The sequence below is a fragment of the Corynebacterium pseudodiphtheriticum genome (assembly GCF_023509295.1).
Classification (GTDB): domain Bacteria; phylum Actinomycetota; class Actinomycetes; order Mycobacteriales; family Mycobacteriaceae; genus Corynebacterium; species Corynebacterium pseudodiphtheriticum.
The window spans coordinates 1564596-1591072 of record NZ_CP091864.1; the positions used below are offsets into that span (position 1 = coordinate 1564596).

24 protein-coding genes are annotated in these 26477 nt (G+C 54.7%); 4 read left to right on the top strand and 20 right to left on the bottom strand.

Translation table 11 applies throughout. The features are described 5' to 3' along the window. Positions 1-18: 18 nt before the first annotated feature. The 8 genes from L9H78_RS07025 to L9H78_RS07060 all read right to left on the bottom strand — a co-directional run bounded on the left by L9H78_RS07025 (position 19) and on the right by L9H78_RS07060 (position 9562). A complete protein-coding gene (locus tag L9H78_RS07025; RefSeq protein ID WP_249619655.1) occupies positions 19-1542 on the bottom strand; it encodes a UDP-N-acetylmuramoyl-tripeptide--D-alanyl-D-alanine ligase in 1524 nt (507 codons plus the stop codon). Beyond that, positions 1542-3128 carry a UDP-N-acetylmuramoyl-L-alanyl-D-glutamate--2,6-diaminopimelate ligase gene (locus L9H78_RS07030; protein WP_249619656.1) on the bottom strand — a complete coding sequence of 529 codons (1587 nt, stop codon included), beginning with the start codon at positions 3126-3128 and terminating at the stop codon, positions 1542-1544. The genes L9H78_RS07025 and L9H78_RS07030 overlap by 1 nt, the downstream gene beginning before the upstream one ends. A 110-nt stretch (positions 3129-3238) precedes the next feature. Next, entirely contained in the window at positions 3239-5149 is a 1911-nt protein-coding gene (locus L9H78_RS07035) for a peptidoglycan D,D-transpeptidase FtsI family protein (RefSeq protein ID WP_249620761.1), read from the bottom strand. A gap of 106 nt (positions 5150-5255) precedes the next feature. Continuing rightward, on the bottom strand, positions 5256-6242 hold the full coding sequence (gene ftsL / locus L9H78_RS07040; protein ID WP_249619657.1) for a cell division protein FtsL: 987 nt from the start codon (positions 6240-6242) through the stop codon (positions 5256-5258). A 2-nt stretch (positions 6243-6244) separates the two neighbouring features. Then, positions 6245-7423 (bottom strand): 16S rRNA (cytosine(1402)-N(4))-methyltransferase RsmH, encoded by a 1179-nt coding sequence (gene rsmH, locus L9H78_RS07045; protein ID WP_249619658.1) that lies wholly within the window; start codon positions 7421-7423, stop codon positions 6245-6247. A 144-nt stretch (positions 7424-7567) separates the two neighbouring features. After that, positions 7568-8002 carry a division/cell wall cluster transcriptional repressor MraZ gene (gene mraZ, locus L9H78_RS07050; protein ID WP_021353831.1) on the bottom strand — a complete coding sequence of 145 codons (435 nt, stop codon included), beginning with the start codon at positions 8000-8002 and terminating at the stop codon, positions 7568-7570. A gap of 462 nt (positions 8003-8464) precedes the next feature. After that, positions 8465-8920, bottom strand: coding sequence for a DUF3040 domain-containing protein (locus L9H78_RS07055; RefSeq protein WP_249619659.1), 456 nt, complete (start codon positions 8918-8920; stop codon positions 8465-8467). 198 nt (positions 8921-9118) lie between these two features. Then, positions 9119-9562 carry an SAV_6107 family HEPN domain-containing protein gene (locus tag L9H78_RS07060; protein WP_249619660.1) on the bottom strand — a complete coding sequence of 148 codons (444 nt, stop codon included), beginning with the start codon at positions 9560-9562 and terminating at the stop codon, positions 9119-9121. Positions 9563-9760: 198 nt separating this feature from the next. Here L9H78_RS07060 and L9H78_RS07065 point away from each other — a divergent pair, with 198 nt between their 5' ends. The 3 genes from L9H78_RS07065 to L9H78_RS07075 are packed head-to-tail and all read left to right on the top strand — an operon-like array spanning position 9761 to position 13023. Beyond that, positions 9761-10330 (top strand): GNAT family N-acetyltransferase, encoded by a 570-nt coding sequence (locus L9H78_RS07065; RefSeq protein WP_249619661.1) that lies wholly within the window; start codon positions 9761-9763, stop codon positions 10328-10330. A 48-nt stretch (positions 10331-10378) separates the two neighbouring features. Next, positions 10379-11491 carry a polyprenyl synthetase family protein gene (locus L9H78_RS07070; protein WP_249619662.1) on the top strand — a complete coding sequence of 371 codons (1113 nt, stop codon included), beginning with the start codon at positions 10379-10381 and terminating at the stop codon, positions 11489-11491. Further along, positions 11491-13023 carry an alpha-(1->6)-mannopyranosyltransferase A gene (locus L9H78_RS07075; RefSeq protein ID WP_249619663.1) on the top strand — a complete coding sequence of 511 codons (1533 nt, stop codon included), beginning with the start codon at positions 11491-11493 and terminating at the stop codon, positions 13021-13023. Before L9H78_RS07070 ends, L9H78_RS07075 begins: the two co-directional genes overlap by 1 nt. On the opposite strand, the gene L9H78_RS07080 is transcribed toward L9H78_RS07075, so the two are convergent. Beyond that, a complete protein-coding gene (locus L9H78_RS07080; RefSeq protein WP_249619664.1) occupies positions 13020-13403 on the bottom strand; it encodes an Rv2175c family DNA-binding protein in 384 nt (127 codons plus the stop codon). The genes L9H78_RS07075 and L9H78_RS07080 overlap by 4 nt on opposite strands. Positions 13404-13544: 141 nt before the next feature. Between L9H78_RS07080 and L9H78_RS07085 the strand changes: the two genes are divergently transcribed. Further along, complete coding sequence (locus L9H78_RS07085) at positions 13545-14885, top strand: protein kinase domain-containing protein (protein ID WP_249619665.1); 1341 nt, start codon at positions 13545-13547, stop codon at positions 14883-14885. Positions 14886-15057: 172 nt separating this feature from the next. Here L9H78_RS07085 and L9H78_RS07090 read toward each other — a convergent pair whose 3' ends face one another. From L9H78_RS07090 to qcrC, 11 genes are all read right to left on the bottom strand, one after another. Then, complete coding sequence (locus tag L9H78_RS07090) at positions 15058-16446, bottom strand: class II 3-deoxy-7-phosphoheptulonate synthase (protein WP_249617442.1); 1389 nt, start codon at positions 16444-16446, stop codon at positions 15058-15060. A 32-nt stretch (positions 16447-16478) separates the two neighbouring features. Beyond that, positions 16479-16994 carry a polyadenylate-specific 3'-exoribonuclease AS gene (locus L9H78_RS07095; protein WP_021353822.1) on the bottom strand — a complete coding sequence of 172 codons (516 nt, stop codon included), beginning with the start codon at positions 16992-16994 and terminating at the stop codon, positions 16479-16481. Positions 16995-17037: 43 nt separating this feature from the next. Beyond that, positions 17038-17193: a hypothetical protein gene (locus L9H78_RS07100; RefSeq protein WP_021353821.1), complete on the bottom strand. Its 156-nt coding sequence runs from the start codon at positions 17191-17193 to the stop codon at positions 17038-17040. Positions 17194-17238: 45 nt separating this feature from the next. Then, positions 17239-18336 carry an acyltransferase family protein gene (locus tag L9H78_RS07105; protein ID WP_249619666.1) on the bottom strand — a complete coding sequence of 366 codons (1098 nt, stop codon included), beginning with the start codon at positions 18334-18336 and terminating at the stop codon, positions 17239-17241. 13 nt (positions 18337-18349) lie between these two features. Further along, complete coding sequence (locus tag L9H78_RS07110; RefSeq protein ID WP_249620762.1) at positions 18350-19090, bottom strand: lysophospholipid acyltransferase family protein; 741 nt, start codon at positions 19088-19090, stop codon at positions 18350-18352. Between the two features lie 78 nt (positions 19091-19168). Beyond that, entirely contained in the window at positions 19169-20125 is a 957-nt protein-coding gene (locus L9H78_RS07115) for an ROK family protein (RefSeq protein ID WP_249617445.1), read from the bottom strand. Positions 20126-20300: 175 nt separating this feature from the next. Beyond that, positions 20301-21338 carry a C40 family peptidase gene (locus L9H78_RS07120; protein ID WP_249617446.1) on the bottom strand — a complete coding sequence of 346 codons (1038 nt, stop codon included), beginning with the start codon at positions 21336-21338 and terminating at the stop codon, positions 20301-20303. Between the two features lie 90 nt (positions 21339-21428). Further along, the gene (locus L9H78_RS07125) at positions 21429-22022 is read right to left on the bottom strand and encodes a C40 family peptidase (RefSeq protein ID WP_249617447.1); all 594 of its coding nucleotides are present in this window, start codon (positions 22020-22022) and stop codon (positions 21429-21431) included. Positions 22023-22722: 700 nt separating this feature from the next. Then, a complete protein-coding gene (qcrB, locus tag L9H78_RS07130) occupies positions 22723-24348 on the bottom strand; it encodes a cytochrome bc1 complex cytochrome b subunit (protein WP_249619667.1) in 1626 nt (541 codons plus the stop codon). Beyond that, complete coding sequence (gene qcrA, locus L9H78_RS07135; protein WP_027018322.1) at positions 24348-25568, bottom strand: cytochrome bc1 complex Rieske iron-sulfur subunit; 1221 nt, start codon at positions 25566-25568, stop codon at positions 24348-24350. The genes qcrB and qcrA overlap by 1 nt, the downstream gene beginning before the upstream one ends. Further along, positions 25568-26461 carry a cytochrome bc1 complex diheme cytochrome c subunit gene (gene qcrC, locus L9H78_RS07140; protein ID WP_024272904.1) on the bottom strand — a complete coding sequence of 298 codons (894 nt, stop codon included), beginning with the start codon at positions 26459-26461 and terminating at the stop codon, positions 25568-25570. The genes qcrA and qcrC overlap by 1 nt, the downstream gene beginning before the upstream one ends. Between the last annotated feature and the right edge of the window lie 16 nt (positions 26462-26477).

The following is a 26477-nucleotide window of genomic DNA, read 5'->3' on the forward strand; positions in this document are numbered from 1 at the left end:
ACTGCGAGCATCCGCACGCTACAGCTCAGAATTCACGAGCTGCTCAGCTACTCGCCACAGCCTCCACGCGTTCGAGGCTTTCACCAAGACAACCACGCGGCGCTGTGCCGAACCTAGGATCTCTTCCACTGTACGCGTCGCACCAGTCACATCCGCAACATGGCGGGTAACAACGCCTACTTCCTGGGCGCCTTCCGTGAGCGCAGCAATATTGTCAGTCTTGCCGACGGCCACAAGCGTATCTACGCCATAGGTGGCCAATTGCGTGCCCAACTCCCGATGCGCAGCAACAGCGTCGGTGCCTAATTCACTCATCTCGCCTAGCACCGCGATGGCCTGTCCGGAATCTTCCAACTGCGTGTCTTCCAACTGCGTGGTAGTGCCGGCGCTCGCTGCTAAAGCCGCAAGACCTGCGCGCATCGATTCTGGATTCGCGTTATACGCGTCGTTGATGATGGTGACATTCGCACCACGCTGCCTTATATCCATCCGATGCGCAGACGCTGCAACGTAATCACAAAGCGTCGTTCCAATGGTTTCCAATGGCACACCGGCAGCAGCAGCCACCGCTGCAGCAGCCAAGGCATTAGCGATCTGATGTTTGCCCGCCACCTGCAACCGAATCTGAACGGGCTGCGCTTCCGGGCTATGGAGCAGGAATGACGCGCGTGCAAGCTCGTCAAGTCTGACATCAGTCGCATAATAATCGGCCTGAGTGTCCCCATTCGCCGAAAACGTCACGATCTTGCCCTGCGTACGCGTGGCCATCTGCACAACGGCGGGGTCATCGGCATTAAGCACCGCGACGCCACCTGCGCTTGCTTCTGGCACAGCTTCTATTAACTCACCTTTTGCTTGGGCGATGGTGTCTTTTGAGCCGAACTCACCCAGGTGCGCAGTGCCCACGTTGAGCACCGCACCAATTTGCGGAGGCGCGATCTCCGCCAACTGCGCGATATGCCCAAGGCCGCGCGCTGAAAGTTCAGTCACCAAGAATTGCGTATCTTCGTGGCAACGAAGCGCGGTATAGGGATGGCCAATTTCATTGTTAAACGATCCCGGGGGTGCAACTGTCGGCCCTGCCGTCGACAAGAGTGCCGCCAACATATCCTTCGTCGAGGTCTTGCCGGCTGAACCAGTCACCCCGACTACGCTGAGCCCCCACCTGCTGGTCAGCCTCGTGACCACAGCGCGTGCAAGTTTCGCGAGCGCAGTTAACAGCGCACGTACGGAACCGTCTTCGTCATGCGCGAAAACATAGGCTTGCGAACCAGCTTCAGCTTTGGCCTGGCTAGGCACGATAATCGCCGGGGTCCCTACCGGGCGGGCTGCAAGTGTAACCACTGCCCCTGCTGCATGGGCTTTTTCTGCAAAGTCATGGCCATCGACCTTGGCACCCGGCAACGCAAGAAACAGACTTCCCGGGCTAATCTGTCGGGAATCAAATTCGACGGTGCCGATGACCTTGGCTTGCGGGTTTGCAACGTTGTCTAGCCGCCCCCCGACAATCTCAGCAATTTCTGCGATAGTCAGTGGAATCATTATTTCGCCCCATTTCCAGCGAGCGCTTCGGCAAGAACTTTCCGGTCATCAAATTCGTACACCGTATCCCCTACTATTTGCCCAGTTTCATGGCCTTTTCCAGCCACAACGATGGCATCTCCAGGGCGTGCCCATTCGACCAAAAGCTTGATAGCCTGCGCACGATCACCTTCCTCCACCAAATGGGCAGATTCATCCGCTAGGCCAGCCTCCCCGGCTGCTTTTCGCAACTCCGCACGCGCACCCTCCATCATTGCTGCGCGGATTGGTGCTGGATCTTCCGTACGCGGGTTGTCATCCGTGATGACGACATAATCGGCTTGTTCGGCTGCAATCCGCCCCATAACGGCACGTTTCGAAGAATCACGATCACCGCCACAGCCGACGACCACACCGACTCTTCCGCTGACCTGGCCACGCAGTGTTGCGAGCACCGCCTCCAGCGCACCAGGCTTGTGCGCGTAGTCAACCACAGCCACAAAATCTTGGCCTTGTGCCAACGATTCCATCCGGCCCGGGACAGCAACTTTTTCCACGCCGCGTATAAATGCGCTCAGTTCCACACCAGCAAGCTTCGCCATTGCACAGGCCAGGGCTGCGTTCGCGACATTGAAGCTGCCCGGTAATGGCAGATCTATCTCTACTTCTTCTCCAGTTATCTGCACATGCACCTGCTGATTACCGCTCGGTGCAAGTTGCGCAGCAGTGACGACAACTTCGGCGCCAGTGGCCTTATCCAAGGCGTCGGCTTGCTGTGAAGCGCTATCAACGTCGGCAAGATGCGTACGGACTCGCCAGCATTCCTGCGTATTACCTTCTGCAATATCGGCCATCTCTTGACCCCAATGCTCATCGATAACAACTGCTGCATTGCGCGCAGCTAGCTCGCCCCGGAATAACCGTGCCTTCGCCTGGAAATAATCTTGCATGGTCGGATGGAAGTCCAAATGATCCTGGGACAAGTTGCTAAAACCTGCGACCGCAAAACGCGTACCTGTAACCCGACCAAGTTCCAGAGCATGGGAGGAGACTTCCATGACGACGTGGCTGACTCCCTGTTCCACCATCATCGCGAAAAGCTCTTGCAGCTTTGGTGCTTCTGGGGTGGTCAACCTGGTGGGAACCTTGGTCCCGTTGATCCGCGTACCGGTGGTGCCGATTATGCCGACTTTGGCACCGGTTTCGCGCAGGCCAGCTTCTAAAATATAACTCGTCGTAGTTTTCCCGGAAGTGCCAGTTATGCCAATAACCTGCATTTTCTGCGAAGGATGATCGTAGATTTCTGCGGCAATCAGCCCCAGCACGCTTCGCAAGTCGTCTATCACCCAGACGGGACGCTGCTCGCCACGGTCCTTGAGAATTCTTGCACCAGCGGTATCCGTCAGGATCGCTGTGGCTACAGTCTTTTCGGCAAATTCCGCTCCATGCGCCCTATTGCCTGGCAATGCGGCAAAGATTTCTCCCGGCTTAATGTTCTGAGAATCTAAACCAATCCCGGAGATCGTGATACCGCTTGTCGAGCTGCTCGTAGCGCCAGCAAGCTCACCACCAAATTTTTCCAGCAGTGTGGCCAGTGTTGTGCTCATGGGAACATGCTCCTTGTCTAATGGTCGTCGGTGGCAAAGGGTCTATGGCGAAGGGTCGGTTGGCAAAGAATCAGCACCAGTAGTTGGCGTCGAAAAGGCAGACGCCATGGTTACGGTGCTTGCAAAGTTAGCTCAGGTGCAGGCGGCGATGGCGGCACATTATCCCGGTCCAGTAACCACGATGCGATCTGGTGGAACAGTGGCCCGGCGCTACCGCCTCCGCCACCACCGTCAAGGACGCCGCGTTCTGGTTCGTCCAACATAATGGCGACGACAAAACGTGGATCGTCGACGGGGGCGATACCTGCGAAGGTAATCCAGTACGCTGAATTGGAGTACGCGCCGGTATTCGGATCCACTTTCTGGGCGGTGCCAGTCTTACCGCTGATGTTGTAGCCTTCGATGTTCGCATCCGGGGCGGTACCGTTATTCACTCCCGCCGGGTCTGCTTGCACGGTGGCACGGAACATGTCGACGACGGTCTTGGCAGTTTCTTTACTTACTACCCGCGTTTTTTCTGGTTCATCGTCGCTAGCTCCAGCCCCATCCGCGTCGTTGCTGTCTTTGACTTTATTGTCGTTGGCTCCGTTACCTTCACCAGCGTTCTTCTTCGCATCGTCTTCCGCGCTGGTTTTGATGATGCGTGGTTCTACGCGCTCTCCACCATTAGCCAGTGTCTGGAAAACTGAAGCCATCTGCAACGTCGTCCACGACATGCCCTGCCCGATTGGCAGATTGGCAAACGTCGAGCCTGACCACTGCGAGCGTGCCGGACGCAGACCCGAAGATTCGTTAGGCAACTCGATCCCAGTTGTGGCGCCGATACCGAATTTATTCAGATATTCGTCAAACTTGTCTTGCCCCAGTTTTTCCGCCAATTGCAGCGTGCCGACGTTGGAAGACTTGCCGAAAATACCAGCAGTGGTATACGGCAACGGACCGTGCGGCCACGCATCATTAACGGTGACATCAGCGATTTGAATGCTGCCAGGCACTGTATGCACCTCATCTGCGGTGGTGATGCCTTCTTCAATCGCCGCAGCTGCGGTAATGATCTTGGCTACAGAACCTGGTTCGTAAGGAAACGAGATGGAACGGTTATCAAAGTGTTTGCCGTCCTCTAATTGTTTTGCGATGTCTCCGTTTGGGTCAATCGTATCGGTATTTGCCATAGCCAACACTTCCCCCGTGGTGGCGTCGAGTACTACGGCCTCAGCAGACTCTGCTCGCGAATTGTTTTTGGCTTGTTCAAGTTGCTGCTGCACGAAAGTCTGCAAGTCCAAATCCAGAGTCAACTGGATATCTTTGCCATCGACAGCCGGGGTTTCATCACGCAACGTACCAGGGATGACTTGACCATTAGTAGAAACATCTTCAGTTGAGCGACCATTGATTCCCGAAAGGGTGGAGTCGCGAGAAGCTTCCAGGCCGAACTGCCCTGTGCCATCCATCGACACGCGACCAACAACATTTTCGCCGATCGCCCCGTTGGGATATTGGCGGATGTCCTGGTGGTCGGCTGCAACGCCGTGGAACCGTTCAGAAATTTCTGCGGCAATATCAGGATCGACGTTCCGCACCAGCACCTCGTATTGTGTATCGGCGCGTAGCTTATCTAGCAGATCCTTCGACTTTAGGTCCTGTTTGTCTTCCGAAGCTTCCTCGATCATCTTCGGGATTTCTCGCGACATCTTTAACAATGTGGCATTGACATATTCGTCTTTTTGCTCGTCGTCCAGCCGCTCATCTGATTCCAGCTGTGCCTGCTCACGAAGTTCTTTTCGTAGAGTTGTGGGCGATACTGTCAACGATCGTGCTTGCATCGTGTAGGCAATCTGTTTGCCTTCACGGTCCACTACACCGCCCCGCCGGGCTGGATCAACATAAATGCGGGCGCGCTGGTCTTCTGCACGAGCGGAAAGATCTGGCCCCCACACCACTTGCACCCATGCAAGCCGTCCTGCGAGCACCACCGAAAAAACTAGCAGCAGCGCAGCGATAAGCCGGAGGCGTTTATGCATCAGCATTCGCTGTTCCTGGTGCGGAGTGCGTGGAGTCTGCGGTCGTGCCGAACCACGTGGACCGCGCTGGGCAGAAGATGTCACGGTGGGAATGTCACCTTCCTAATTAGCGAAGATTGGGCTGGTACGGCGCCTGTAACGGGACTTGGTTATTTTGCGGGGCCACCGCGTCCGGGTTGGCAGCCGGACCGGCTGGTTCAGAATCCACGGATCCTGGCTCGCCGGCGTGCGGTGCAGGGCTAGGGCTACCCTCAGCACCTTCCGGAGCCGAAGCAGGTCGTTCACCGACCTCAGAAGCTGCGCTTTCTGGAGCCCGTGGTCCGCCAGCATGCGGATACGGAATACCTCGACGACCTTCCGGAATCGATTCCAAACGATCACGCAACTCACCGATACCGTCAGGGTCACTGGAGGCCTGTCCCGGGCGAACAGGCTCTCCGTTCACATCAATAATAGGCCGAGTTTCTGACGAAGCTGGGCGATCTTCCACGATGTCGCCATTTTCTTCACGCCGAAGAATTCCCGGTTCCACCGGAATTTGCATACCTTCAGCAACCGCATGGCCCGCTACTTCCGCAGCTGAGCGCACGTTTTCCAAATCGCGGTGTAGCGTTTCCAGCTCATTATTCAACTGGCTTTCTTCCGCCGTCAGCACCTGTACTCGAAAGGTCTGTTGGGTGGCAATACCCGACAGCCAGATGGCAAACACGATACCGCCAATCATCATCATGATCGCGAGAACAGACAACCGTGCCCGGGTTGTCACCCGCTTAACCGGGTTAACCTGGCGACCGCGCACGCTGACCACCTGTTGCGATCCCAAACGGTGCGGGCCCTTTCCAGCCTGTGTTGCCTTGTAGCCGCCACTGCGCCGCGAGGGGGCAGCGTAGCCGTGGGTACCGTCACCTGGGTGCTGGCGCTCACGGAAGTTATGGGGAACAGAAGATTGCCGTACTCCACCACCGGCACCCGGTTGATTTCCCGAACGGGTGTATTCGGCGCGCCGCGGTAGCGTTGTGGTGCCATTGCTGGTGGTGTTGGCCTGGCTGAAATTCGTGGTACGGCGCTGGCGCTCATCAGTGCTGGTGTACATATCTAGCTACGACCTTCCGAGTCCACCGCACATGCGGTCTTTTCTTCTTGCAACTTTTCAACGGCGCGCACTCGCACCGATGCGGCACGAGGGTTTTCCATGATCTCTTCTTCGCTCGCTTGCTCCGCACCACGGGTGATAAGGCGAAATTTGGCTGCAGTACCAGGCAAATCCATTGGCAGACCCGCCGGTGTTTTCGACTGTGAAATATCGCGGAAGTGCTTTTTTACCAGCCGGTCTTCCAAGGACTGATAACTCATGAACACCGCTCGTCCGCCATCACGCAGCATGTCCGTGATCATCGGCAACGCATTCTCTATCGCAGAGAGTTCTTGATTAACCTCAATGCGCAGCGCTTGAAATGTGCGCTTCGCTGGGTGTCCGCCACTACGACGCGCTGGAGCCGGAATGGTGGCATACAAAAGCTCTACTAACCGCTGCGAAGTAGCAAAAGGTTGCTTTTCACGTTCGCGCAGCACCGCCGAAGCAATTTTTCCAGCGAATTTCTCATCACCATAAGTCTTCAAAACTCGCGCAAGATCCCCGTGGGAATAGGTATTCAGGATATCTGCCGCTGTGATCGGTGCTGCACTATCCATACGCATATCCAACGGAGCATCTGCCTTGTACGCAAAACCACGCTCAAGTTGGTCCAGCTGCATCGAAGACACTCCAAGATCGAACAATGCTCCGCTTATCCCGGCATGAAAAGCGTCGGCAAGAATCTCAGTGTTTCCAAAATACGCAACGGTCTGGGATTCTGCATTCCGCGTCTCAGCATCTACAAGTTGGAACTTCTGGACATCGACACCATCGGCATCCGCACTAGACACTGCCGCAGTTGCAACACTGGTAGCCAGTTTGTCTGCGAATTCATCAAACCGGCACTGCACTGCGCAAAACCGATCTCGATACGGGGCTAAACGTTTAGTCGCCGACCGCAGCGCGTTGCTATCTCGATCGAGACCGATCACGCGGACGTCAGGAAAGCGTTGCAAAAAATACTCGGTGTGCCCGCCAGCACCCAGGGTGCCGTCGACAAGAATTCCATGTGCCCCCGCTGCTTCTACAGCCGGCGCCAAAAGCTCAGCCATCCGATCGCGCATCACTGGGACGTGCCCGTGCTGCGACTGTTCCGAAGTGGATTGTGCTGTGCCCACTGGTTCTGTCGGGTTTGCCATGGCGACTGTCCTCCCCTCGCGCAAAAAGCTCTGTGGTGATGGGGTGTATATAGGGCTCTGTTTGAGGCAGGTTTCTGATGTCGGGGAAGTACACCAGAGGCATCCGCCTCAAACAGAGTCCTTATACACACTCCGTGCGCTGCCTTAGAGAAGGCCAGCCAGCACTTCATCAGCGTCGGCTGCAGAGTATGCAGCTTCGGTCTGTTCTTGGTATGCGGCCCAGGACTCTTTGTCCCAGATTTCGAGAAAATCCACGGAACCAACGACGACGCATTCCTTCGAAAGGTTTGCATACTCGCGGTGCGCCACTGACAAGGTAATACGACCGTTACCATCTGGCCGCTGCTCATCTGCACTTGCTGCCAAGTTGCGAATGAATGCGCGGGCTTCCGGATTGGTACGTGAGACCGCCGCCGCTTTGCGAGCGCGCGCAGCGAACTCCTCCCGGGGATAGACCGCCAAAGAGTGATCCTGCCCCTTCGTTACCATCAACCCACCAGCGAGTTCATCGCGAAACTTCGCCGGTAGTGTCAGGCGCCCTTTGTCGTCGAGCTTGGGAGTGTACGTGCCGAGAAACATTCTCGGTGACCTCCTGTCGCTCAACTCCTCCGGTACACGGGTTTTCTCTGTGCCATCACGTCAGCCTTGCGGATACACAAGACCTGTCATGTCGGCTAAGCCCACTCTACCCCACTTTGCCCCACAATCAACCCCAAACACCCCACCAGAAAGCAACACACCACCACAGATAGAACATTCATGCAGGTAAAACATATGAAATCGGGTGGGAGATTTTTCCAGAGAGCTCAGATTTCCAGCACTAAAATCAACCTATCGTGACGTCATTCCACTACCTGCCAACCTATTTCCCGGCCCTCAACTCGAATTTCCCTATCGGAATACCGGGAAAATTAACCTTTTCGACAGATCTCACCCAAAGGTGGGGCAAAGTGGGGGATGCACAATGCAAGAAAAACCCCATGGTGATCACAAGGACCACCATGGGGTTAATAGAGCTATTTACGGGCGAAAGCCCCAGAACTACTTCTCATCGAAGCGCGAGCGGAATCGCTCCTCCATCTTGTCCCCCAATGTGCGCTTGCCATCGTTACCACGAGAGGACTTGAACGCATTAGAAGCTTTCTCGCGTGCAGGGGATGAAGAAACAGTGTTCTTAAGCGAAGCCGACGAAAGCTGGCCACTGGAATTTCCATCACCCCGGAGCATCCAAACACCGGCGCCAAACATAACCAAGAAACCGACAATACTGATAGCGATATACCAAAGACTGAATTGCGCAGCCGCGGCGCCGCCGATAACCGCCACCAACCCAACTACTGCTAGTGCGACTCCACGCAAGGTGATTCCCCCACCCTCACCAAAACCAGTGAAGGACGAGTCATCTTCGGAAACTGAAGAGCCAAACTTAGGGTCTTCAGCAAGCAGCGACTCCTCAATCTGACGGAGTGCTTGCTGCTCTTGCTCAGACAGCGACACGGTGATTCCTCCTGGTGGGGCAATTGGCATCCCACACGGCCTGCCAACAGCGCGCATGGACACTTCTCACTTGTTTTCTATCTAATCAACGCCCAGAGTATCGCTATTGTTCCCGGAATTTCTACTTTTGTCTTCGCCCAGCAAACAACTCGCCCTAGCCGTAAGCCCCCAGAAACAATGTCGCACCCCCAAGAGCAATTAAGCCGCACTGCGCACAACCGGAGCGACAGAAGACACTTCAGCCAAAAATTCCGAAACCAGTTTTATCAGGGAGATGACCTGTAATTGGGAAACCTCCACTGCCTGGCCGAGGTCTATATCTCGGCGGATTCCAGAAAATTGCTGAAACCGCTGTGCCCACCGCTCGGCCTCAGCATCAACAAGCGCCAACTGCCCCCAAGCACTAGATGGCTTACGCCTCTTGCGCTCCACGGGAGAAAGCGCCACCCGAGCTCCAGCCAGACGCAAACCAGCCATATAAGCAAGCTCAAAAGCGCGCACATCTTCCCCCGCTCGGAATTGTTCACGCGCCTGCTCTACAAGCAACACAGCACTATCCAACAGCTTCTGATGACGTGCACGCGAGACATCAGTCGTGTGGTTAAATTTAGTTGTTGCAGAAATAACCTGTGACGTCATCATCTACCTCGTTTTCGTTTCCGATTGTCTCGTTTATCCAATTACCTCACTGCCCCACAGCAACTTTGCGGACTGTCATCGCTTTGCGCTTTCGCCGCTTTTAGCACTGCATTCAGCGTGTGGAATTTGAAACTACGCCTAGAAACTCACACCCACCCCAGATTAGACGAAAATTAGTTCGAAAGAATGACGGTGACCTGCATGAAGATCGAATACCGACGCCTATCGCCACAGGAATTTTCTCTTTTGGTGCCCGATTTAGTGAACATCTACTTGCGCGCTATGGACTACCCAGCGAACATCGCCAGCAGTCGAATAAACTCCTGGCGACGCGATATTTTTCATCCAGGCTTCAGCGCCATCATTGCAGTATTCGGAGACACAATCATTGGGGTTGCGTACGGTTTTTTGGGACACCGCGGATATTGGTGGGACAACCACTTACGCGCTTTCCTAGAACAGGCCGGGACCACTGACGAACACCACGAAAAGCTCGCCAGCTATATAGAGCTGGCTGAACTGCATGTCTTGCCACAGATGCAAGGACACGGCGTCGGCAAGCATCTGCTCACCCAACTGGCATGGAACCTGCCTGCTGATTATTTATTGCTTTCCACCCCCGAAGTTGCTGGTGAAGCCAATCGTGCTTTTGGTCTATACCGTTCCTTAGGGTTCCGTGATGTCGCCAGGCACGTCCACTACCCTGGCGATCGTCGCGATTATGCAATTTTGGCAGCCCCATTACCGCTACCTGGTACCGAAACCCAGTAGGCTCACAGGTACTGCAAGCTTCCCAACCACCCATGCAAGGACTTTTCCGTGGCATTCGAATTGCGTGATCACAACGAGCCATTGCTAACCCTCGAGGAACTTCCCGGCGCCGTACAGCGTGCACTAGAAGAATTTTTTGCTTCTCGACGTAGTGAGCTCAGCAGTATCGGCACCCCCGTGACAGAAGCCGCCGAATACCTGGAACGCTTCGTTCTCGAAGGTGGTAAGCGCATCCGCCCTCTCTACTTGTGGGCGGGTTTTTGTGGGGCCACCGCGGAATCAACCTCCCCCGAAGACCATGCTGCCGTCATTCGAGCCGCTGCCTCTTTGGAACTCATCCAAGCCTGCGCTCTGATACACGACGACATTCTCGATGCTTCAGAAACCCGACGCGGCAAGCCTGCTGTACACCGGCAGGTCGCACAACGCCATCAGGGGCAAGGTTTGCTCGGCGACGGGCAGCATTTCGGTACTTCCGTCGCGATTTTGCTGGGCGATATGGCATTGGCTTGGGCCGATGATATGTTCCACGAATCAGGAATCAGCACGCACGCTCTATTACGCTCACAAAAACCTTGGCACCATATGCGCCAAGAAGTCATTGGTGGGCAACTACTTGATATTTCCATCGAAGCTCATGCCGACGAATCCCGCGCTTTGGCCGCGAATGTAAACCGCTTCAAAACTGCCGCCTATACGATTGAACGTCCACTGCATTTGGGGGCAGCTATCGGTGGTGGTTCCGAAGAACTCATTTCAGCTTTCCGCGGATATGGGCGCGATATCGGTATCGCTTTCCAGTTGCGCGACGATCTACTCGGAGTCTTCGGCGACCCGGCGATCACAGGCAAACCCGCTGGCGACGACCTCCGCGAAGGCAAACGCACCGAGCTTATTGCCCTCACGCTCACTCGCACTGATAAACATGATCAATCAGCAGCGGCCGATCTTCGGAAGCTGCTGGGTAATACTGCCGACCCAGACGAGATAAATCGTATGCGAGAAATTATCACCAAGTCTGGTGCAGTTGAAGAAATAGAAAGCACCATCGACAGTCTGTATGAGTCTGGGTTAGCACACCTCCATGCGGTACCCCTTGCCGACGACGTGCGGGACAGTCTGGAAGCACTTGCACTCAAAGCCACGAGGCGTCATAGCTGATGACGGTTCGACTGCACGCCCCGCGCCCGTTATGGCTCGGACTAGCCGCAACCGTGCTACTGACGCTCTCGTCCTTCGGTGCGGGTGCTGTCCGAAACCGCGGTGGAATATTACATGACCTCGGGTTGAGTTTTCTCACCTTCGGCCACGCACGCGGACTCGCAAGCGTAATCTACTGGATAGCACTATTCTTGCTGGTAACAGCCTGGGCGCTTCTGGGTCGTCAGCTCGTCGAAAAGCAGAACAGTGGTCTACCACAAACCGGAAGTTCCGTCGGCAAGCACATTGTGGTTTGGGCCGCGCCTCTGTTATTCGCAGGGCCGCTGGCATCGCGGGATGTGTATTCCTATTTAATGCAGGGCGCGATGCTTCGCGATGGCTTCGACCCTTACAACGACGGTGCGGCAGTCAACCCAGGACCGTATTTGCTGGAAGTTTCCCATGACTGGCGCAATACCACTACCCCGTATGGCCCGCTGCATTTATGGACCGGGGAAATCATTACTGCTCTCGTGGGCGATAACGTCACAGCGGGCATCGTTGTTTACAAGTTGCTATCGGTGTTGGGTTTCGCCGGCATCGTCTATGCGGTACCGCGGATCGCTCAGTACCTGGGTGGCAACCCCGAACTTGCGCTATGGATTGGCGTGGCGAACCCGGTGTTGATTTTGCATCTGATTGGGGGCATGCACAACGAATCGGTGATGGTCGGCCTGGTTTCGCTGGGCCTGCTGTTGTCGCTGCGCAAACGCTTTGTTTCTGGAATTGCCTTGATCGCGGTCGCAGTGTCGCTAAAAGCAACTGCGGGCATCGCGCTGCCATTCGTTGTTTGGATGATGTTGCGTCACTACACCGCGTTGCACGATCCAGTGTGGAGGCGCCTGGTGGCTTTGCTGGTGCTAGGCATCAGTGCGGTTGTGGAAACGGTCCTAGTGATTGCAGCGGTCACGCTAGCGTCTGGCTCTTCCTGGGGCTGGCTGACAGAGATAACCGGCAATTCGAAGGTGGTAAACCCTTTGGCATTGCCAACGCTGGTAACCGATGTGCTCGTCAGTGGGGTTTTGGGGCTCGCCGAAATCGACCTCACCTATAACCAAGTTTTGACACTAACTCGAACAGTTGGCTCAGTGCTCATGCTGGCTGGGTTGGCGGTTACCTGGTTGGTATTCCGAAAAACACAGCGAGCCGCTGTACATGGCATTGCCGCGGCGTACTCCGTCGCGTTTGTCGCGAACTCAGTCACGCTGCCCTGGTACTACGCCTCACTCATCTCGTTAGTTGGAGTGGGGCGCCCGCCAATGTGGGTATGGAAACTAGCGACTGGCGGTTCGGTGTTTATCGCGCTCGGCTTTGCAGCAGGGGGAAACCACCAGTTTTACAACCTGGTCTGGGTATTGGCGACGGGCGCTGTTGCCTGGGCACTGACCATCCTGGTATTCCCACTCGGCACCCGAGTTAGCTACCCTGGTAATACCCCTGGCGGAGCAAGCGCTAACGAAAACGCGCCCCAGAAATCCCGAGCACAGTGCTAAAACGCTAGAGCCTGCGCGCGGCGAATAACTTCCCGCGCCAGGTGCCCGTGCAGCGCGTCAATCGGACGGCCCGGCAGAGTCTCATCAGCGGTAAACAGGTGTGCGAAAATCTCGCTGTTACTAAACCCTCCGTCGGAAAGCACGGTAATCACACCAGAGACGTGTTTGCTGATCGCGCCCTTGTCATTAAAAAAGGCTGCTGGGACATAGCGGTGGCCTTCGAGCTCTACCGCGATGATCTGCTTTGCAGACAATAAGTCATGCACACGCGTGATGCGCAGCCCGAGTTTTTCTGCAACCTGCGGTAGCGTTAGCAGCTCATCGTCGGCAAGCAACCGGGCTAGTGCTCTTTCACTCAACTGTTCTTCATTATCCAACACGCCACCACTCTACTACCCAGGCCGACGATCGAAGCGCGCAGCTAAGAATTTCAGCTAATCGTTTCAGCTAAGAGTTTCACTGACAAGATTTTCCCGCGCCCTGTACACACTTATTCCGGCTCATCAGTCATACTGGAAACCATGACAAGGCTGGAACCAGGTGAGGTACTTGAGGACCGCTACCGCATAGACCGCACGATTGCGCGTGGCGGCATGTCCACCGTCTACCGCTGTCTAGACCTCCGGCTTGGGCGCGCAGTCGCAGCAAAAGTCATGGATGGCGATTACCTCGACGATCCTATTTCCAGGGACCGTTTCACCCGCGAAGCTCGCGCAATGGCACAACTGCGCCATCCCAATATCCTGGGCGTTTATGATTTTTCTTCCGCGGGCGAACACATCTTCTTAATCACAGAGCTGATAACCGGCGGTACTTTAGGTGAGCTCTTAGCAGAAACTGGCCCTATGGATCCGGCCACCGCCACGGTTTTGCTGCGCTCCGTGTTGCAGGGGCTGGTGGTGGCGCACGACAAAGGCTTGGTACATCGTGATATCAAGCCCCACAACGTGCTTATCGACGCCGATGGTGGCATCAAACTCGCCGATTTTGGTTTGGTGCGGGCGATGAACAACCCACAGAAAACCTCCAACCAAATCGTCGGCACCGTCTCGTATATTTCCCCAGAACAGGTCGACGGTGGCCACATCACACCGGCAACCGACGTGTACTCCGCCGGAATCGTATTGTTTGAGCTATTAACCGGCAAGGTTCCCTTTGAGGGGGAAACTTCCCTCGGCCGGGCGCTCGCTCGCCTGCATAATGATGTTCCAGCGCCATCAGATCTGATCGATGGTATCCCGCCGCTATTTGATGCATTGGTAGCCTCGGCAACCACCCGCAATCCCGACGAGCGCTTCCGCGATGCACAAGAATTTTTGGATGCTCTGGACGACGTCGCCAGTGAGCTCCTACTGCCGCACATCGCCGTGCCCGTGCCCGAGAATGCTGCCGCGCACCGGGCTGCAGTACTAGCACCATTCGCAGAATCTCCACTCCCCGAAGCTACTGCCCATTTACCTGTGATGGACGAAGCTTCCGGGGCACCGGCAGCTAGCGATTCCGAACGCGAAGAAGCACCGGAAACACTTGCCGACGGCACCATTGCTGACTCCGCCGACGTCGCTACTCCGTCTGCATCCGCTAACCCGGGAGCCGTCGAACCAGCAATCGCACTGCCTACACCAGCAGCGCCTTCAGCACCTATTGCACCAGTTACTGGGCCAAGACCACCCGCAGCCCCGGCGATGCAACCACCTGCGTCGGCAAGCCCTGCACCAAAGGAAAAACCACTCAGCAACCGCTCTCGAGTAAAGCTGTTTCTGGTGGTTTTCTTGATGGCTTTGGCAACCGGAGCCGTCGCTGTAGCCAGCTGGTGGTTTGGTTCGGGTGGCTACGGTTATATGCCGCAATTATGGCTCTGACGGTCTGCATGGTGCGCTGTGCTCCGCCATGGAGGTTCGAATACACACCTTCCTGCGTTTAGTCGCCGAATACGGAGCACGGCAGCAGTGTCACGTCGCGCTCCTACAGCACGCACGCAGGGAGACATCCCACATCCCAACCAGATCTAATGTTGGCTGGGATCGGCTTGTACTAATTACGAAGCATTTCAGCGACCAGAAACGCCAGCTCTAAAGACTGTTGCGTATTCAGACGTGGATCAACCTTTGATTCATAACGTCCAGGCAAATCGACATCCGTAATATCCTCTGCACCACCGAGACACTCGGTGACATTTTCGCCGGTCAGCTCAATGTGAATCCCGCCCGGGTGAGTCCCCAGCGCGCGGTGTACTTCGAAAAATCCCTGCACTTCGTCAATGATTTTGTCAAAATGGCGGGTTTTATAGCCATTTGAAGAAGTAAATGTGTTGCCATGCATCGGATCTGACTGCCAAACAACCTTGTGTCCAGCTTCCTCCACTGCCTTAATCACACCCGGCAAAACGCTGCGAATCTTGTCATGCCCCATGCGTGCGACGAAAGTCAGCCGACCTGGTTCCTTATTCGGATCCAGTTTCTCGGCATAAGCTAGTGCCTCTTCTGGGGTAACCGATGGGCCGATCTTGATTCCCACTGGGTTCGCAATCAGCGAGCAGAAATTAACGTGGAAATCGTCCAAACCACGTGTGCGCTCACCGATCCAAACCTGATGCGCCGATAAATCATACAGCTTGGTTTCACCATTTTCGTCTTGCCCCAAACGCAGCATGCCACGTTCGTAGTCAACAAGCAGAGCCTCGTGTGAACAGTAGATATCGGCGGTCTTCAGCACATTGTCATTGACGCCGCACGCATCCATGAAACGCAGACCACGCGAAATCTCGTTTGCCAAAGCCTGGTAACGTGCCCCGGCGGACGACGTGGCGACAAACTTACGGTTCCATTCATTCAATCGGTGCAGATCGGCGGTCCCCGATGAAGTAAGTGAACGAACGAGGTTCATCGCGGCTGAGGAGTTAGCATAAGCGCGAATCATACGAGCCGGGTCGTGCCTACGAGCTTCTTCGGTCGGCTCGACGCCATTCACGATGTCACCGCGATAATTCAGCAGACCATTGCCGTCTCGATCTGATGAACGGGGTTTGGCGTACTGGCCGGCAATACGAGCAAGCTTGACGACGGGCGTCGAGGCCCCATAAGTCAGCACCACTGCCATTTGCAGCAAAGTCTTGATATTGCCCCGGATATGCGGTTCGGTATTGGTTTCAAATGATTCCGCACAGTCTCCACCCTGCAGTAAGAAAGCTTCGCCGTTAGCAACCTGAGCCAACTGCGACTTCAGGTTGTAAACCTCTGGTGGCAGAACAATCGGTGGGACCGATTCCAAAATTTTGCGCACGTTATCGGCTTGTGCACGGTCCCACGTGGGCTGCTGAAAGGCTGGACGAGCAATGACATCTTCAAACCGCTCACGGATGCCATCCGGAAGCGGTGGAAGATCAGGTAGCGCGTCTTTGGGGATATCTACTGTCCAACTCACGCTTCCATTAAAGCAGAAGTAATTGAAGAGAGCTAAGATAGCATTCTTTGCCCTCGGTTATCCCGATCTAAACGGGCTAGTTTTTGGCAGACCTTGAATTTTTCCAGGTTGTGCCGGGCGTCGACAAGCGCGTCATGGTTACCTTTCGGCACATCCGGTAATTTCGGCCTTCCGACCATTTCCCACAACTGTTTCAGCTCATGGGTAAACCTCGGAATTGCTTGTGGTAATCCACTCATATCACCCCATAACTGCACAAGCACCACATGGTCATACGCACCGACCCACGCCCAAAGGTCTGGGCGTCCCTCGGCGGTAAGGAATTGGAGAACCTCCCGACGAATCTGCGAATTGGTTTTCCAGACACTCGCGTTGCGGGGCGGCAACTTACTCAGTACATTTTTACGTACCCAAGAATTTGCACGTTGCGGTTCGAAATCTGTAGACACGGCATAGTATTCTTCACCGCGTTCTGAGACAATGCCGATCGAGACCAGCTGAATGGTGGTGCCGTCTTCGATGAATTCGGTGTCATAAAAATAGCGCACGAAATGCTTGCTTCTTCCTAAATCAATATCGACGGCAGCCTAGTCAACGGCGTCGTAGCGGAACGAACAACAGCAGGAGAATCAACACCACCGAAATGGGACCGACGATGGTGGCGTCTACACCAATCGATGCTAAAACGACGTAGCCAACGATACTGGCAGTGACCGCAACCAGTCGAAAAATGGTGAGTTTATCCACGAAAAGCTTCTTTCTGCTTAGCGTCCTGCGCATTCGGCACTGATCTTACTCGCGCCTACCGAGTGCTGACAACGGGGGCGGGTATAACAACCACCGCAAAGATTTGACGCGTGTGAGATATTTCAGCACCGCACCCGTAGCTAAAGCACCGAGCAGACCGCAAAATGCCCAGAACAGGGAATTTTCAAACGGAAAACGGCCAAAGCGGGTGATATCTTGCAATTCGACATCCACCACCCACAAACGCTGATAGTGAAACAGCGCCATGATGCCGAAGTGGTGTCCGATATACAGTGGCAAAGTATTCCGACCAAATTTTAATAACACGGTGCTGACTCGCGGAAGATAGGTCAGTAACACCGACAGCACTATCGCGGCAGGCAAAGAAAACGCATGCTGGATAATGCGGAAGAACAAATCCAACTCAAAAGGTCCAAACTCAATAGACCCCGGACCACTCCAGTAAGCCTGTTCACCGCGTACACTTTCCCACAACTGCGCCCCGGCATAACCCAACAAATAAGCCACCAGAGCACTGATCACCACCGGAACTCGCTTCGCATGAGCGGTAAAGCGGTGGATGGAGGATGCAAAATATGCGGCAAAAACGAATACCGGCAGATATATAACCGATTTAGCGATCATATGCCAGTGCTCGTGAAACGGAAGCAATAACACCGGCACGATGAAAGACACCAGAACTGCTACCCAGCCTGGCAACGCGCGAAGTGCCCACAAAGCGATGTTAAAAAGCACCAACGCGTACAAAAACCAGATCAAAGTAGAACCTGTGATTACCTGTTTGAGAAAGTATTGTGCAGGTGGCCACTCCGCGTCATAATCATTAACGAGTACAACCTGGTATGCCGCTAGTTCGAGTGGCACCCAAAAGATATAAGGGACCAGAAGAAACCACAGTCTACGCGTGAAAAGTTGTTGAAAACTAAACCGGAATACTTTCGCCGAGAACAACCCGCTGACTAAAAAGAATAGCGGCATGCGCAGTGGATCCAGAAATTCATTTGCTTGGGAAAGCCAGGTATCACGTGCCTCAGGAACTGCCAGCGATACGTGCAGAATGATCACGCCTAGAATCGATACACCCCGGGCGATATCGGGCCACTTGAGTCTCTGCTGCGCCACGATACTCCTGCAATTATGTCTGGTTTGGCTCGGCACCTTCCGGGTATCCATTTCCGGCAGCTAGCGACTCTTTCACCTCAGAGGCATAATGATCGACGTATTCAACGCCGGTTAATTCCGCAAGCTCATGCATAATGAAGTCCGTAAAATCACGCATCGTTTGGTGTTCTTTCGGGTCTAAGCCACGTTTCCGCGCCCATTCGTGGGGAGAAACAGGTGTGCCAAAACGAACGCCGACCTTAACTGGGCGCGGGATCCAGGTACCGATGGGGTTCGCTTTAGCAACATTAATCATCGCGACAGGGATAACAGGCACGTCAGTTTCCATAGCGATGCGTGCCATGCCAGTGCGGCCCCGGTAAACCCTGCCATCAGGACTACGGGTACCTTCTGGGTAAATGCCTAGTAGATCTCCCCTTGCGAAGACGCTCTTTGCAGTGTCTACGAGCGCTCCACCCGCGTCTTTCGCCTTACGGTCAATAGGGACCTGGCCGACAGAGGTGAAAAAGAAACGCTGCAGGGAACCGACAATTCCTTTACCTGTGAAGTACTCTTTTTTCGCCGGAAATGTAAACTGTCGCGGGCAAACCAACGGCAAATAGAATGAATCCATCACCGCTTGGTGATTCGAGACGACCATCGCAGCCCCTTGCTTCGGAACATTGCCTAAACCTTCCGTAACAGGGCGATTCCACAACCGTAACCATGGGCCAATCAAAACGTATTTGAAAAAGTGGTACCAGCCGTTGTTCATGCTCTTGGTTTCTACGTGTGCCACAGCCCTTAACCAGCCTTCCTAGATTAATTTATGGAGCTTAAATTACGGAGTTGCCTAATTAGGAAAATTCTCAGCATAACGCGATAAATGTGCAACTCCGACCATACCTGCCGCAGAACCTAGTTTCGCGACAGAAACCTCTGGGTGTGGCCGATGTGTCGCAGCCACCATTGATTGTCTGAGCACCCGATCTGCAGCTGGCAAAAATAAATCGTGATTACCAACTACCCCACCTCCGAGCACGATCAATTCCGGGTCGATGACATCCGCAACGAACGACAGGCCGATCCCAAGCCAACGTGCGAACTCACTAACCACCGCCTGCCCAAGTGCATCACCATCACGCGCGGCGTTCATGATCTCTTCACCTGTTGACGCGGTATGCAGCAAAGGACTTCTGCGATACTCCGGGCAGTCGTCAGCGAGTTCCAGGACTGTGTCCGCCAATGCCGTACCGGACGCATAACGCTCCAGACATCCCCGTTTTCCACATGAGCATTGCCTACCACCAGGCACTACCGTGACGTGCCCGAATTCTGGCGCCATACCAAAAGAACCACGGAAGATTTCTCCGCGGTGCATAATTGTTGCCCCGATACCGGTACCTACCGAAAAATAGACCCAGGTTCCGGCTTCCCGAGCTTGGCCGAAAACGTACTCTCCCCATGCTGCAGAATTGGCATCGTGTTCTAAGCGCACGGGAAGTTGCAAACGATCAGTCATGATCTCTCGAACAGGGGCATCGCGCCAAGGCAAATGCGGTGCGAAGCGAACGGTAGTGCAATCAGGGTCCAAAAAGCCCGCGACTGCCAGTCCAACAGCTGCAATTTCATGACGGTCCCGGAGAGTGTTGACAAGTGCGACCAATTTGTCGACCAGAACGTCTTCGCTGTTTGGTGTGAGTGTGGCTGCACGATCGAGGATTTCACCGTGCGTGTCAACGACAGCCGCACGCATATTGGTGCCACCAATATCCACACCGATCGTCAAGGCATTAGGGGCAATAGACATAACGTAGTTACTATACTCCATCCACTTGTCTATGCTGCGGTGCGTTCCGAAATGCTTTACCGCCACCTGAATTATGGCCGCCGAACTAAATATCGCTTTGGTTGTTAGGGATGGCACTAATAGACCCGCGGCTCGTACTGAGACGCGGGTTGGGTTCCGTGCAGTAGGCGACTATTTAATACCGGGAAGCACCAGTGATCGGCATCGAATCATAAGGAACAACCTGCACGGGCACGCCATAGGTCGAAGCATGGACTACTTTGCCATCACCGATGTACATACCTACGTGAGTGGTGCCGGGGTAATAACCAATAATATCTCCGGGCTGCAAAGCATTCAGGGAAACCGGAGTGCCACCGGCTAGCTGCGCTTGTGACGTGCGCGGGATGTTCTTCCCTTGCTGCTGATAAGCCCAGTGCATAAGGCCCGAGCAGTCGAAGGAATCTGGTCCCGCAGCCCCCCAGTTATAAGGCATACCGAGCCGAGTTAAGGCCGCACCGGAAGCGCCTGAACCCGCTGCGCTAAGCAAGGCATCACCGATTTTGGCAAAGTCCGCAGGAGCGCCGCCTGCCAAAGAAATGCGCTCGTCGTCGCTTAGCGCTTCGACGCGGGCTTCTAGGTCTCCGATTTTTGCCTCGAGGGCGTCACGCTCTTCCTGCAGTTTAGTGCGCTGAATTTCCAAATCGGTTTTGTGGAAGATCGCCTCTTGCAACGACGCATTCGCCTTGCTGGCCGCACGAGCGGACTCGCGTACCTCCTGCTGTAGACGGGCGATATCAGCTTCGGCATCACGAGAAAGCGCCCCCATGAACGATTGCCGGTCGATAAGCTCCTGTGGGCTGCCGGACGACATGACAGAGGCGGCTTTATCCAAGCCCGTTCCGGTGTACTGGGCTTTCGCTAATTGATCCACGGTGGCTTGCAGCTGAGCGCGTGCTTCAGCAGCATTAGCAGCCTTGTGGTTGGCATCAGCGCTGAGAGCGTCGAGATGTGCAACGTTCTCGGCGCGTTTATTCAGCTTCTCCTCGATATTCTTCAGCTCTTCGTGTTTACGGGACAGCTCAAAGCCAGACTCTTGAATCTGCTGAGTAGCGATCTCAACATCATCTGCCGAGGCAATGGAGGGATTGACACCAACCGCACCAAAAACAAGTGCACTGGAGGTGACGATGGCTAGGAAGCGCTGGCGCGACCGAAAAGCAGCGGAAGACATGCGTGGAAATGACTTTCTGGATGAAGCGAGTAGACCAACGGCAATACTAGCGCCCTACACAGTGACTTGGCTAGTTCTGCCCCAAAAAAGCTAAAAACGGACTGCAGAATGGATTGGCTGGAAATGCAGTGGGCGTTCACCGACCGGGCTACCGGCGTTTAGAGCGTCAATGATAGTGCCGTGGCCGGTGTAGATTCCGACGTGAGAGGCACCACCGTAGTAGGCAATGATATCGCCTGGTTGCAAAGCATCGAGTGACACACGCGTACCGCCAGCTGCCTGAGCTTGTGACGTGCGCGGAATATTCACGCCGGCCTGCTGGTAAGCCCAGCTCGTCAAACCGGAGCAATCAAAAGAACCTGGCCCTGCCGCTCCCCATGCGTAAGGGCTACCGATTGCTGAACGAGCGGCATCTACGATCTGCTGCCCCTTCGATGCCACGGAAGCGTGAGCCACCTGCACTGGGTTTACATGAGGTGCGGGCGCCTGGGAGCTACCGAGTAGTTGATCCGCCCCAGGGATGTTTTCTACGCCAGGAACGTCAACGGTGAAGTTTGTGTTTGGAATTGTGAATTCGGCTGCGGACGCCATGCCCGGGGCCATCATCGTCGAACCAACAACAGCAGCGGAGGCTGCAGCGACGCGACGCTTGGTGGACACATTCTGCTTACGGTGTTTAGCCACGAAATCTTCTCCAAATCAGATTGAGTATGCACTACAGTTTTCGTAGTTTGCCCCGTACCGACCGAGTCCGCCTGAACTCATTCAACTGGTGCGACGCAATGTCTCAAATAGGTTACGAAATGACAACAAACGTTGTCGAATCAAGGCCTGTGATTACTCCCGTTATCTACCCGTTATCTTGCTGTTGTCAGATATACATCAACGATTTGTTCGCAAGCCGCCAAGACTATGAAGATCCGTATAGCACCCAAAAACCGCATTTTTCCTGGAGTTTCATAGGGAAGGATGCCCGTTACTGTGGACGCACAAGCGCCTAGGAAGCGAGCGGAGACTAAAAAACTACTGATATGTGAAATCAAACACAAGTACCAGGTGGTTGCTAAATTCCGGCCCATAGACCACAGGACTAACCAAAGCTCGACGTTAAAACTAAGCCGGGACAGAAACGACCACGAATCCTTAATTGGGGCGAAATTAGACAACGGAACTACCCTAAATGTGCTCACTGTTAGGCAGAAACCAGACAACGACTTGGACGTACGTAGCCAATGATCGCCGAGCGACCGGAAGATTACACCTTGAAATGCCAAAGGCTCGGTACTGGATTATCCAGTACCGAGCCTTTGCTATTTGATTAAGGCGTCGCATCGCCCCATGGAGGCCAGATTGTGGCGCTCACTTGGTCTAAGTGTCTTTTACCTTAGTCTAAGTGGCCTTTGCGACGGTCAGCCTCGCGGTTGGCCTCATTGAGGCGCCGCAGCATTTCAGCCTCTTCAGCATGGTTGTCATGTTCGATCTGACGCCGACGAGATGCTACGTCATCTGGATCCGGGCTAAAGACGCCGGACGCATTCTGGTCGGCATAGCCTAAGTTATTCAGCTGTTTCGGTACGGCCGCACCTGCGTACTCCAACGGAATAGGATGACCATGATCGTCGACCGGTCCAAGTGGCTGGTGTACTTCGATGAATGCACCATTCGGCAGCTGCTTGATTGTGCCGGTTTCGATGCCGTGTTCCAGCACCTCGCGGTCAGAACGCTGCAGCGAGACACAAATGCGGTAGGTCAAGAAGTAAACCAGCGGTGGGAGCACTACCAAGCCGATGCGGCCGAACCAGGTCATGGCATTCAACGAAATGTTGAAGAAGTGGGCGATGTGGTCGTTACCACCGGAAATGGTCACCAGCAGGAAGAACGTGATCGCCATTGCGCCGATTGCGGTACGCGCTGGAACGTCGCGTGGACGTTGCAACAGGTTATGGTGCGCATCGTCGCCGGTCGCCTTCTTTTCCAGGGCAGGGTAAGCGAAGAGCAGCATTACCATCACACCACACATCAACGCGACCCAGAATGCTGATGGGATCGTGTAGCCGGCGATGTACAGCTCCCAAGCTGGCATAATGCGGGCAACACCGTCGGTCCACAACATATAAACGTCAGGCTGCGAACCTGCGGATACCTGCGATGGGTTGTAAGGTCCAATAGTCCAGAAACCGTTGATGGTCAGCAGCCCCGCCATCAATGCGAGAACACCGGCAACGATCAAACCCATGCCAATCGCCTTAGTAGCGAATACTGGCATAATCCGGACGCCTACAACATTGTTTTCAGTGCGCCCCGGACCAGGTAATTGGGTGTGCTTTTGGTACCAAACTAGCATCAAGTGGGCAGCAATTAGCGCGAGGATAATTCCTGGGATGATAAGGACGTGCAGCACGTAGAAACGGTCTAGCATCAGGTCCGATGGGAAGTCCCCGTCGAAGATGGCCCAGTGGATCCAAGTTCCGATGATAGGCACACCGAGGATGATGGCCGACATAATGCGCAAACCGACACCGGAGAGAAGGTCGTCCGGCAAAGAGTAGCCCATGAAGCCTTCAACCATGCCGAGCATGATCAATGCGCAACCGATGATCCAGTTAGCTTCACGAGGACGCCGGAATGCACCAGTGAAGAACACGCGGAGCATGTGAGCAACCATCGACATCATGAACATGAGGGCTGCCCAGTGGTGCATCTGACGCACGAACAGGCCACCGCGCACTTCGAAAGAAATATCGAGTGCGGTTGCATATGCGCGTGACATCTCGACGCCATTCAACGGCAGGTATCCGCCGTCGTAGATCACCTTGGTGATTGATGGGTCGAAAAACAGAGTTAGGTACACGCCTGTAAGCAACAAGATAATGAAGCTGTACAGAGCAATCTCACCCAACATGAAGGACCAGTGGGTTGGGAAGACTTTGTTGATCTGGGTGCGCACCATCCCGGAGATGGTGTAACGCGAATCAACATTGTCTGCTATTTGTCCGAGTTTATTGCTCATTAGGATTCACGCTCCCAGAAAGCCGGGCCAACTGGCTCGATGAAGTTACCGCGAGCGATGAGGTACCCCTCTTCGTCAACGGTGATGGGCAACTGTGGCAACGCACGGGCCGCAGGTCCGAAGACAGGCTTTGCGTATTGCATAGCGTCGAACTGCGACTGGTGGCACGGGCACAGGATGCGGTTAGTCTGTGCCTCAAATAGAGAGGTTGGACAACCGACATGCGTACAGATCTTGGAGTACGCGTAGTAATCGCCGTAGTGGAAATCTTCCTGGTTTTCGCGCTCGACAACAGCTTTGGCATCGTCATGGCGCAAGCGAATGAGCATAACGGCGTTGCGTGGGCCGTGGATAGAGTGCATATGGTTTTCGTATACGTCGCGCTGTGGATCGTAACGATCTCCATCGTTCACATCGTCTTCTGCCAATGGGAAAACGGTTTCCATCGCGGCTGCAGACAGGTCTTCGGGGCGAACGCGGACAAGACGGGTAACGCCTTTGGTCTCCCAGTGATTCCCGGCCTGCCCTTCGTGGTATTCGGCAATCGCTCCGGTATCCCGGGCAAGGTAAAGCTTTACGCCTTTATCGTGAAGCGTCCACCCGGATGTCCACAGAGTTCCGTCTCCGTTGTAGTTGAGCTCGTGGCGTGGCTTCCAAGGATTGCGGATAGCTCCGCCCAGCGGTGCAATTACTACAAGACCTGCAAGGATACCTGCGCCGCCAAGCAGACCCTGCAGTGCTTTACGACGACCGAGGGTGGAAGTCTGCCAAGCGTCATTCAGCAACGCGGTAACGGTCTGGCGGTCAACCTCATCAGAACGCCCGTCGTGGCGATTCTGCACGGCAATTTCTTCCGGCACCATCTTTTTGACGATCATGACTACACCGATGCCCAAGCAAAGGATGGCCAAACCGGAGGTAAGACCTAATAAGGGGGTGTATACCGCGTGCAACCACTGGCCGTCTTCGCCGTGCCCTTTGTAGCCCCAAGGCCAGAAAAGGTACACGCCTAAAAACGCGATAGCGGCAACGACTGCAATTGCAAAGAAGATGCCAACGGAGATGGAGGCACGCTTTTCAGCAGGATCGTTCTCTACCGGGAAGCGCTCTTTCCGATAAGCAACTGTCACTTCATCGAGCTCGGTACCAAGTTGAGCCAATTCATCCTGGCTCATGCCCCGAAGCTCTTGTTCCGTGTAATTTTTTTTCTCGTTCGACATTAGGTACGCGATCCAATCCACATAGCTGCACCAACCAAAGCGGTGATGCCGATGATCCACATGGCCAAGCCTTCAGCGACAGGGCCCAATCCGCCGACAGACCAACCGCCTGAGGATGGAGACTCTTTAGCGTCCTTGATAAACGCGATGATGTCTGCTTTCTCGTCGTGGGTAAGTTGACGTTCAGAGAACTTCGGCATGTTCTGCGGGCCAGTCAACATGGCTTGATAAATCTCTTGCTCGTTCGCCGGGTCCAGTGGAGGCGCATACTTACCTGACGACAGAGCGCCACCACGACCGGTAAAGTTATGGCAAGAAGCACAGTTCATACGGAACAACTCCGAACCACGTGCGATATCTTCTGGATGGATCTTTCCATCGTAGGAGGAACCGCGCAGCTCTTCCATTGCGATGGTGCCATCGTCGTTATATACCAGTTCGGGTCCCCCGCCGTTGGCTGCAACGTAAGCAGCCAACGCAAGAGTTTGTTGTTCCGTATAGCGAGGAGTTTTACGTTCCGCCTGGGCGTCGTTAGACATCATCGGCATGCGGCCGGAGTGAACCTGGAAGTAAACGGAACCTTCACCGACACCAATCAGTGATGGCCCACGGTCAGGTACGCCTTGCAGGTTTGTGCCGTGACAAGTAATGCAAGCAACTTCGTAAATGTCCTTACCCTCTTGAATAAGGGCTTGGTCATCACGCTGTGCGGTTGCTACCTGAGCGTCTGGAGTCAATGCGCTGGCCAAGATGCCTGCACCGGTAAGTCCCACAGACAAAGCAGCTGCACCGGCGAGCGTCCGGCGCATCTTGCGTTTGCGGCGCGAAGCGCTCGCGTTGGCAGCAGTAGGGTTCTCCGACTGCGGCTCTGTGTTCGGGTTGGAATCCATCATTTCCCTTAAATATGTC

Excerpts from the sequence above, each read along its gene's own strand:
- L9H78_RS07110 (WP_249620762.1), bottom strand. The coding sequence starts at position 19,090 with ATGAACAACGGCTGGTACCACTTTTTCAAATACGTTTTGATTGGCCCA.
- qcrB (WP_249619667.1), bottom strand. The coding sequence starts at position 24,348 with ATGAGCAATAAACTCGGACAAATAGCAGACAATGTTGATTCGCGTTAC.
- mraZ (WP_021353831.1), bottom strand. The coding sequence starts at position 8,002 with ATGTTTCTCGGCACGTACACTCCCAAGCTCGACGACAAAGGGCGCCTG.
- L9H78_RS07085 (WP_249619665.1), top strand. The coding sequence starts at position 13,545 with ATGACAAGGCTGGAACCAGGTGAGGTACTTGAGGACCGCTACCGCATA.
- L9H78_RS07115 (WP_249617445.1), bottom strand. The coding sequence starts at position 20,125 with ATGTCTATTGCCCCTAATGCCTTGACGATCGGTGTGGATATTGGTGGC.
- ftsL (WP_249619657.1), bottom strand. The coding sequence starts at position 6,242 with ATGTACACCAGCACTGATGAGCGCCAGCGCCGTACCACGAATTTCAGC.
- L9H78_RS07065 (WP_249619661.1), top strand. The coding sequence starts at position 9,761 with ATGAAGATCGAATACCGACGCCTATCGCCACAGGAATTTTCTCTTTTG.
- L9H78_RS07030 (WP_249619656.1), bottom strand. The coding sequence starts at position 3,128 with ATGAGCACAACACTGGCCACACTGCTGGAAAAATTTGGTGGTGAGCTT.
- L9H78_RS07035 (WP_249620761.1), bottom strand. The coding sequence starts at position 5,149 with ATGCATAAACGCCTCCGGCTTATCGCTGCGCTGCTGCTAGTTTTTTCG.
- L9H78_RS07075 (WP_249619663.1), top strand. The coding sequence starts at position 11,491 with ATGACGGTTCGACTGCACGCCCCGCGCCCGTTATGGCTCGGACTAGCC.
- qcrC (WP_024272904.1), bottom strand. The coding sequence starts at position 26,461 with ATGATGGATTCCAACCCGAACACAGAGCCGCAGTCGGAGAACCCTACT.
- qcrA (WP_027018322.1), bottom strand. The coding sequence starts at position 25,568 with ATGTCGAACGAGAAAAAAAATTACACGGAACAAGAGCTTCGGGGCATG.
- L9H78_RS07120 (WP_249617446.1), bottom strand. The coding sequence starts at position 21,338 with ATGTCTTCCGCTGCTTTTCGGTCGCGCCAGCGCTTCCTAGCCATCGTC.
- rsmH (WP_249619658.1), bottom strand. The coding sequence starts at position 7,423 with ATGGCAAACCCGACAGAACCAGTGGGCACAGCACAATCCACTTCGGAA.
- L9H78_RS07025 (WP_249619655.1), bottom strand. The coding sequence starts at position 1,542 with ATGATTCCACTGACTATCGCAGAAATTGCTGAGATTGTCGGGGGGCGG.
- L9H78_RS07060 (WP_249619660.1), bottom strand. The coding sequence starts at position 9,562 with ATGATGACGTCACAGGTTATTTCTGCAACAACTAAATTTAACCACACG.